The 6,019-nt window shown below is 69.2% G+C and carries 8 protein-coding genes and 1 pseudogene; 4 read left to right on the forward strand and 5 right to left on the reverse strand.

Annotation, left to right across the window (positions count from 1 at the left end):
* The coding region (locus AC1D12_RS22035) for a right-handed parallel beta-helix repeat-containing protein (protein WP_477842856.1) at positions 1 to 1,892 on the forward strand (1,892 nt) is incomplete at its 5' end.
* Positions 1,893 to 1,962: 70 nt separating this feature from the next.
* A complete protein-coding gene (locus AC1D12_RS22040) occupies positions 1,963 to 2,583 on the forward strand; it encodes a glutathione S-transferase family protein (protein WP_477825764.1) in 621 nt (206 codons plus the stop codon).
* 44 nt (positions 2,584 to 2,627) lie between these two features.
* Here the strand turns inward: AC1D12_RS22040 and AC1D12_RS22045 are convergent, their stop codons facing one another.
* Complete coding sequence (locus tag AC1D12_RS22045) at positions 2,628 to 3,005, reverse strand: DNA polymerase beta superfamily protein (RefSeq protein ID WP_477842858.1); 378 nt, start codon at positions 3,003 to 3,005, stop codon at positions 2,628 to 2,630.
* 71 nt (positions 3,006 to 3,076) lie between these two features.
* Positions 3,077 to 3,211: pseudogene (locus AC1D12_RS22050) on the reverse strand (hypothetical protein); the annotation flags it as partial.
* 80 nt (positions 3,212 to 3,291) lie between these two features.
* Between AC1D12_RS22050 and AC1D12_RS22055 the strand changes: the two are divergent.
* On the forward strand, positions 3,292 to 3,666 hold the full coding sequence (locus tag AC1D12_RS22055; RefSeq protein WP_477842860.1) for a hypothetical protein: 375 nt from the start codon (positions 3,292 to 3,294) through the stop codon (positions 3,664 to 3,666).
* Between the two features lie 14 nt (positions 3,667 to 3,680).
* Here the strand turns inward: AC1D12_RS22055 and AC1D12_RS22060 are convergent, their stop codons facing one another.
* The 3 genes from AC1D12_RS22060 to AC1D12_RS22070 are packed head-to-tail and all read right to left on the reverse strand — an operon-like array spanning position 3,681 to position 5,750.
* Positions 3,681 to 4,088, reverse strand: a complete 408-nt coding sequence (locus tag AC1D12_RS22060) for an SRPBCC family protein (RefSeq protein ID WP_477842862.1) — start codon at positions 4,086 to 4,088, stop codon at positions 3,681 to 3,683.
* A gap of 38 nt (positions 4,089 to 4,126) precedes the next feature.
* A complete protein-coding gene (locus tag AC1D12_RS22065; RefSeq protein WP_477842864.1) occupies positions 4,127 to 4,792 on the reverse strand; it encodes a phosphatase PAP2 family protein in 666 nt (221 codons plus the stop codon).
* A 52-nt stretch (positions 4,793 to 4,844) separates the two neighbouring features.
* Positions 4,845 to 5,750: a LysR family transcriptional regulator gene (locus AC1D12_RS22070; protein ID WP_477842866.1), complete on the reverse strand. Its 906-nt coding sequence runs from the start codon at positions 5,748 to 5,750 to the stop codon at positions 4,845 to 4,847.
* Between the two features lie 98 nt (positions 5,751 to 5,848).
* Here AC1D12_RS22070 and AC1D12_RS22075 point away from each other — a divergent pair.
* Positions 5,849 to 6,019, forward strand: a 171-nt coding sequence (locus tag AC1D12_RS22075; protein WP_477842868.1) for an NmrA family NAD(P)-binding protein, incomplete at its 3' end; no start/stop codon positions are given.

Genomic DNA, 6,019 nt, shown 5'->3' on the forward strand with positions numbered 1-6,019 from the left:
CGCCCGCACCGGCCCCCGCTCCGGCGCCTGCTCCCGCCCCGGCACCGGCCCCCGCGCCCGCCCCGGCGCCCGCACCCGTCCCTGGCCGCGGCGCCAATGTGCCCTGGGTCGAGTACCAGGCTGAAGACGGCACCACCAACGCCCAGATCCTCGGCCCGAGCCGCCAGAAGTGGGACGCGAACCACATCGAGGCCGAGGCCATCGGCCGCAAGGCGGTGCGCCTGAACAAGACCGGCGACTACGTGTCGTTCAAGACCACGAAGGCCGGCAACGGCGTCGTCGTGCGCTACTCGATCCCCGACGCCCCGGGCGGCGGCGGCATCGACAGCACGCTGGGCCTGTACGTGAACGGCGTGCGCGTGAAGACGCTGCCGCTGACCTCGCGCTACAGCTGGTCGTACCAGGGCGGGCTGATCGGCGACCCGATCGTCGACAAGCCGGCCGGCCTGCCGCACACCTTCTTCGACGAGGTGCGCACGCTGGTCGACAACATCCCGGCCGGCGCGACGGTGATGCTGCGCCGCGACGCGCAGGACACCGCGGCGTTCTACGTGATCGACCTGGTCGACATCGAGCCGGTGCCGACCGCGCTGACGATGCCGGCGGGCTTCACGTCGGTGACGCAGTTCGRCATCCAGCCGAACGACGGCAAGGACCACGCCGACGACGTGCTGCGTGCGATGCGCTCGACCAGCAAGCTGTGGTTCCCGCCGGGCGACTACCTGCTGCAGAAGATCAGCGGCGGCAACGTCGGGCTCGACAACCCGGGCATCGAGGTGCGCGGCGCGGGCATGTGGTACACGAACCTGAAGGGTCCGAAGTCGCTGTTCTTCTGCTACGGCGCGAGCGCGAAATGCGTGTTCGGCGATTTCTCGATCCTCGGCGAATCGAAGGCGCGGGCCGAGGAATCGGAAGGCGTGCAGAAGGCCTTCGCCGGCCCGATGGGCGCCAACAGCCTGATCGAGAACGTCTGGATCGAGCACGTGGTCGGTGCGATCTGGGTCGGCAACGATCCCCCGTACCAGACCCAGCCGACGCAGAACCTGACGGTCCGCAACTGCCGCATCCGCAACACGTATGCGGACGGGATCAACTTCGACAACGGCACCTCGAACTCGGTGGTCGAGAACTGCCACCTGCGCAACACCGGCGACGACGCGCTGGTGGTGTGGTCGATCAAGTGGACCGACTGGGTCAAGGAGAAGACCTACCAGCTGGGCGACAACTTCATCAGCCCGGAGGGCAAGAACGCGCCCGACCAGGGCCAGGGCGTCAACAACGTGTTCCGCAACAACACGGTGCAGATGCCGTGGCGCGCGAACTGCTTCGCGGCCTACGGCGGCGCGAACAACGTGTTCAAGGACAGCGTCTGCGAAGACGTGCTGACCTACCCGGGCATCCTGATCGACAACGAGTTCAGCCCGTACCCGTTCGGCCCGGCGACCACGACCTTCAGCAACATCTCGCTGATCCGCGCGGGCGGCCCGATGTTCATGGAGAACACCGCGACGCCGTGGCAGCACGGTGCGCTGAAGTTCTACATGCGCGAAGGCGGCATCAACGACATCCTGGTGGAGAACGTCGACATCGTCGACCCGACCTACTCGGGCATCGAGTTCCGCGGCTTCGGCACCGCCTTCGTGCCGCCGGGCGAGAAGTTCCACCCGGACCTGCTGCGTGACGCCGACAACGCGCAGATGCGCAACGTGAAGCTGAAGAACATCCGCATCACCAACCCGGGCAGGTACGGCATCGAGGTCATCGACAACGGTGGCCGCGGGGCGGTGAACTTCGACGGCGTGGTGGTGACGAACCCGGCGCTCGGCGGCCTGAAGCAGGACACCGCGCCGAGCAGCTTCTTCATCCGCGGGACCGGCAACTCGGGCTGGTAAGCCCCCACGTTCACGCCCGGGCGGGCCCCTCGGTAGAGTGGGCCCGCATCAACCACTGCCGGGACCGTGAATGCTGAAGATCTGGGGCAATGCCGATTCGATCAACGTGCAGAAGGTGCTGTGGTGCTGCGAGGAGATCGGCCTCGCCTACGAACGGATCGATGCCGGACGGCACTACGGCGTGGTCGACACCGCGGAGTTCCGCCGCCTGAACCCGAACGGGCTGGTGCCGACGATCGACGACGACGGCTTCGTCGTGTGGGAGTCCGGCACCGTGCTGCGCTACCTCGCGGCCAAGCATGCGGCCGGCAGCCTGTGGCCGGAGGACGTCGCGGCGCGCGCCGAAGTCGACCGCTGGATCGACTGGTCGAACTCGACGCTGTGGCCGTCGATGGTGCCGATCTTCCGCGCCTTCCTGCGCACGCCCGAGCATGAGCGCGACGACAACCTCGTGGAGGCCGCGCGCCGCGAGACGCTGGATGCGATGCACGTTCTCGACGCGCAACTCGAAGGCCGCGCGTTCGTCGGCGGCGAGCGCTTCACGATGGGCGACATCGCGCTCGGCTGCGCGGTGTGGCGCTGGATGACGCTGCCGATCGAGCGCGACGAACTGCCGCAGGTGCAGCGCTGGTTCGATGCGTTGTCGAAGCGGGAGGCGTATCGGAAGGTGGTGATGCTGCCGTTGGTGTGAAGGGTCGCCGGTAGCGATTTCGCATCACCGCGAGCGGAATTGCATCAGCTGCTGCCTTCCATCGAGAGCATCACCGTCTCGAACAGCAACTCGTCCAGCCGCTCCAGCGGCACCGCCTCGTCCCGAGGCTGGGCCAGGGCGAGTTGCGCGACCAGTTCGCCGATGAACGCATTCAGCACCGGCCGTGCCGGCAGCCACTCCTGTTCGCCGCTGCGGCGCTTCAGTACCAGCAGCTCGGCGATCTCGTGCCGCACCGCCGGGTCGCCCACCATCGCGTCGACCAGCGCCTCGAAGGCCATCGGCGGGGCCTCCGGCCGCTCGAGCACCCACTTGGCGGCCAGCAGCGGGCGCAGCACGTAGAGGTATTTCTTCGCGCGCACCTGCTCGCCGTGCAGGTACTCCCGGAAATTGCCGCGGCCCATCGCGTGGTAGTGGTGTAGTCCGAATCCGGCGACGCGAAACCCCAGCCCCGGCTGCCGGACTCGCAGGCGAACAGGATGCGCACGCCTTCCTGCGCCTCGACGGCGGCGAGCTTGTCCATGATCTCGGCCCGGATCGCGGGGTCGATCGGCTGGGTGTCATGCGGTGGCGTGTCGGCAGCGGTCATGGGATCTCCTTGGCGCGGCATTCTCTCCGCTGGCAAGGTAAAGACTCTTCACCCCGGTGCGACAATCTCCCGCTGCCCGCCGCCTTCCCTTCGCTCCCGCCGTGTCCGACAACATCACCCTGCTGCGCCGACAGAACGCCCTGACGCTGTTCCAGCGCTTCGCCGAGGCGCAGATGCGCGACGGCATCGCCCCGAAGGGCATGGAGCAGCTGTTCGCGCAGGCCCTGCAGATCAGCCCCAGCATGTGGAGCCAGATCAAGAGCAGCCGGCCGATCGGCGACAAGCTCGCGCGGCAGATCGAGGCGGCACGCGAACAGCCGGCCGGCTGGCTGGATGAGGCGCACGAGCCGCAGGGGCTGACGCCCTCGGAACTGCAGTTCCTGCAACTCGCGCTGACCGCCTGGCGGGCGACCAACGCCGAGGGGCGCCGGCAGCTGCGGCACGCGGTCAAGCAGATCGCCGACGGCCAGCCCTGATCGCCGCGCCGCGTTCAGCGGTGCGCCCGGCTCTCCATCAGGCGCTTCAGCGCCTGCAGGTCGCTCAGTACATGCGCGCAGTCCTTCTCGAACTGCGTGCTGTCGACCCCGTCGGCCCGAAACACCGTGAACGTCAGCTCGCAGCCATCCCCATTGGCCACCGCGCGCAGCGGGTTGTGGAATACCGTGCCGTCGGGCAGCGTGACCTCGTGGTCCAGCACGCCGTACGGGTTGTCGGGCGTCATCTCGACCTGCACCCGCCCCATCGGCGATTCGGCCCACCAGCGCCCGCCTTCCTCGGCGATGCCGGCCGCGAGACCCGAGGCCCATTGCGGCAGCAGCGACGGCTGGCGCGCGAACTCGTAGACGACCTGCCAGGGCACGGCGATCGAGACGGTGACGATGCGGACATCCTGCAGCATGGATCGCTCCTTGATTCCAGCGAACCTCGTCGAGGCAATCAGCGTGCCGGCCCGCGCAGCGGCAACGCCGCCACCAACACGCCGAGCACCAGCCCGCCCAGCACGTCGACCACCACGTGCTGGCGGATCGCGATCGTCGAATAGGCGATGCCGATGCACCACGCCAGGTTCACCCACCGCAGCACGACCGGCACCTCGAGCTCGCGCAGCTGGCGCGCGAGCAGGTGGCAGGTCAGCACCGCGAACGACACGTGCAGCGACGGGAACGCGTTGCGCGACGCGTCGCCCGCGCGCAGGAACTGCAGGCTGCCGTACTGCGACCAATCGACGCCGAAATCCGGCACCGCGCTCGGGTAGAACAGGTAGAACGCGAAGCCGATGGCGCTCATCAGCGCGGCCCGCAGCGTGTAGCGCGCGAGCTCGCCGCCGTCCTTCGAGAACGCCGGCGCGAGCGACACGTAGACCCACAGCGACGCATACACCGGCAGCAGCCCCTCGCGCAGCGTGAACCAGCGGTCCAGCGCCAGCACCGGCATCACCGTGACGGCGGCCTGCGGCGAGCGCGCGGCCCAGAAATACAGCACGAAGAACAGCGAGATGCCGGCGCTGATGCCCACCAGCTTGGTCGGCCACAGCGCGAGCAGGCGCCGCACGACGGCACGGGGCCAGGAATCTGCGGGGCGGGAGAGCACGGTCGAGGTCACGGTGGGCGGATCGGAGGCAGGGCAGACGCGCATCATCGCGCGGTTTGGCTTGTCATTGCCTTGGCCCGCCGACGTAGGCCAGCAAACCCTCGACCAGCGCATCGAAGGCGACGCGGCAGCGCGGGCTGCTGCGCAGGTCTTCATGCATCGTGACCCAGGTCGGCAGCGGCAGCGTGAAGAGCTTCGGCAGCAGCCGCACCAGGCTGCCGTCGCGCCGGGCGAGAGGCACCTGGCACATGCCGATGCCGGCCCCGGCGCGGATCAGCGCCAGCTGCGCCACGTTGCTGTCGCTGCGCAGCGTGAAGACCTCGCGCCGCAGGCCGTGCAGCGCCTTCTCGGCCTGGCGCAGCCACGCGGACGGCTGGTCGTAGCCGATCGCCGCGTGGCCCGCGAGCTCTTCGGGCCGGCGCGGCGTGCCGCGGCGCTCGAGGTAGTCGCGCCGCGCGTACAGGCCCAGCTCGATGTCGCCGACGTGGCGCGCGACCAGCTGCTCCTGCTTCGGCTGCACCATGCGCACCGCGATGTCGGCCTCGCGGCGCAGCAGGTCCTGCAGCTTGTCGGTCAGCACCAGCTCGATCTTCAGCTGCGGATGCGCCTCGTGCAGCCCGGCCAGGATCGGCGGCAGCACCTCGATGCCCATCACGTCGCTGCAGCTGATGCGCACCGTGCCCTTGACGGCGCCGCCATCACCCTGGCCGCCGGCCGCGCGCTCCAGCGCCGCCGCGGTGCTCTGCATCGCCTCGGCATACGGGCGCAGCGACTGTGCCGCCTCGGTCGGCAGCAGGCCGGCCTGCGACCGCGTGAACAGCACGATGCCGAGCGCCTGCTCGAGCGCGGCCACGTGCCGGCCGACGGTGGGCTGCGTGATGCCGAGCAGGCGCGCGGCCCCCGACAGCGAGCCCTCGTCGAGCACGCCGAGGAAGCTGCGGTAGAGCTCCCAGCCGATGGTTGAAGTCATACATGAATGTATAGCGTCACCACGATGTTCGGCAATTCCATTCGAGCCCGCCGCCGCCCAGAATCCGCTCCATACCCACCACCCACCTGGAGATCGAGATGAACGACGGCCACATCCACGACGGCAACAAGACGGCCCTGGTGCTGGGCGCCACCGGCGGCATCGGCGGCGAGGTCGCGCGCCAGCTGCGCGACGCGGGCTGGACGGTGCGCGCACTGCAGCGCAGCGCCGCCGAGCCGATGCAGCAACGCGATGGCATCACCTGGCTG

The sequence above is a fragment of the Rhizobacter sp. P1_G5 genome, from assembly GCF_056405435.1.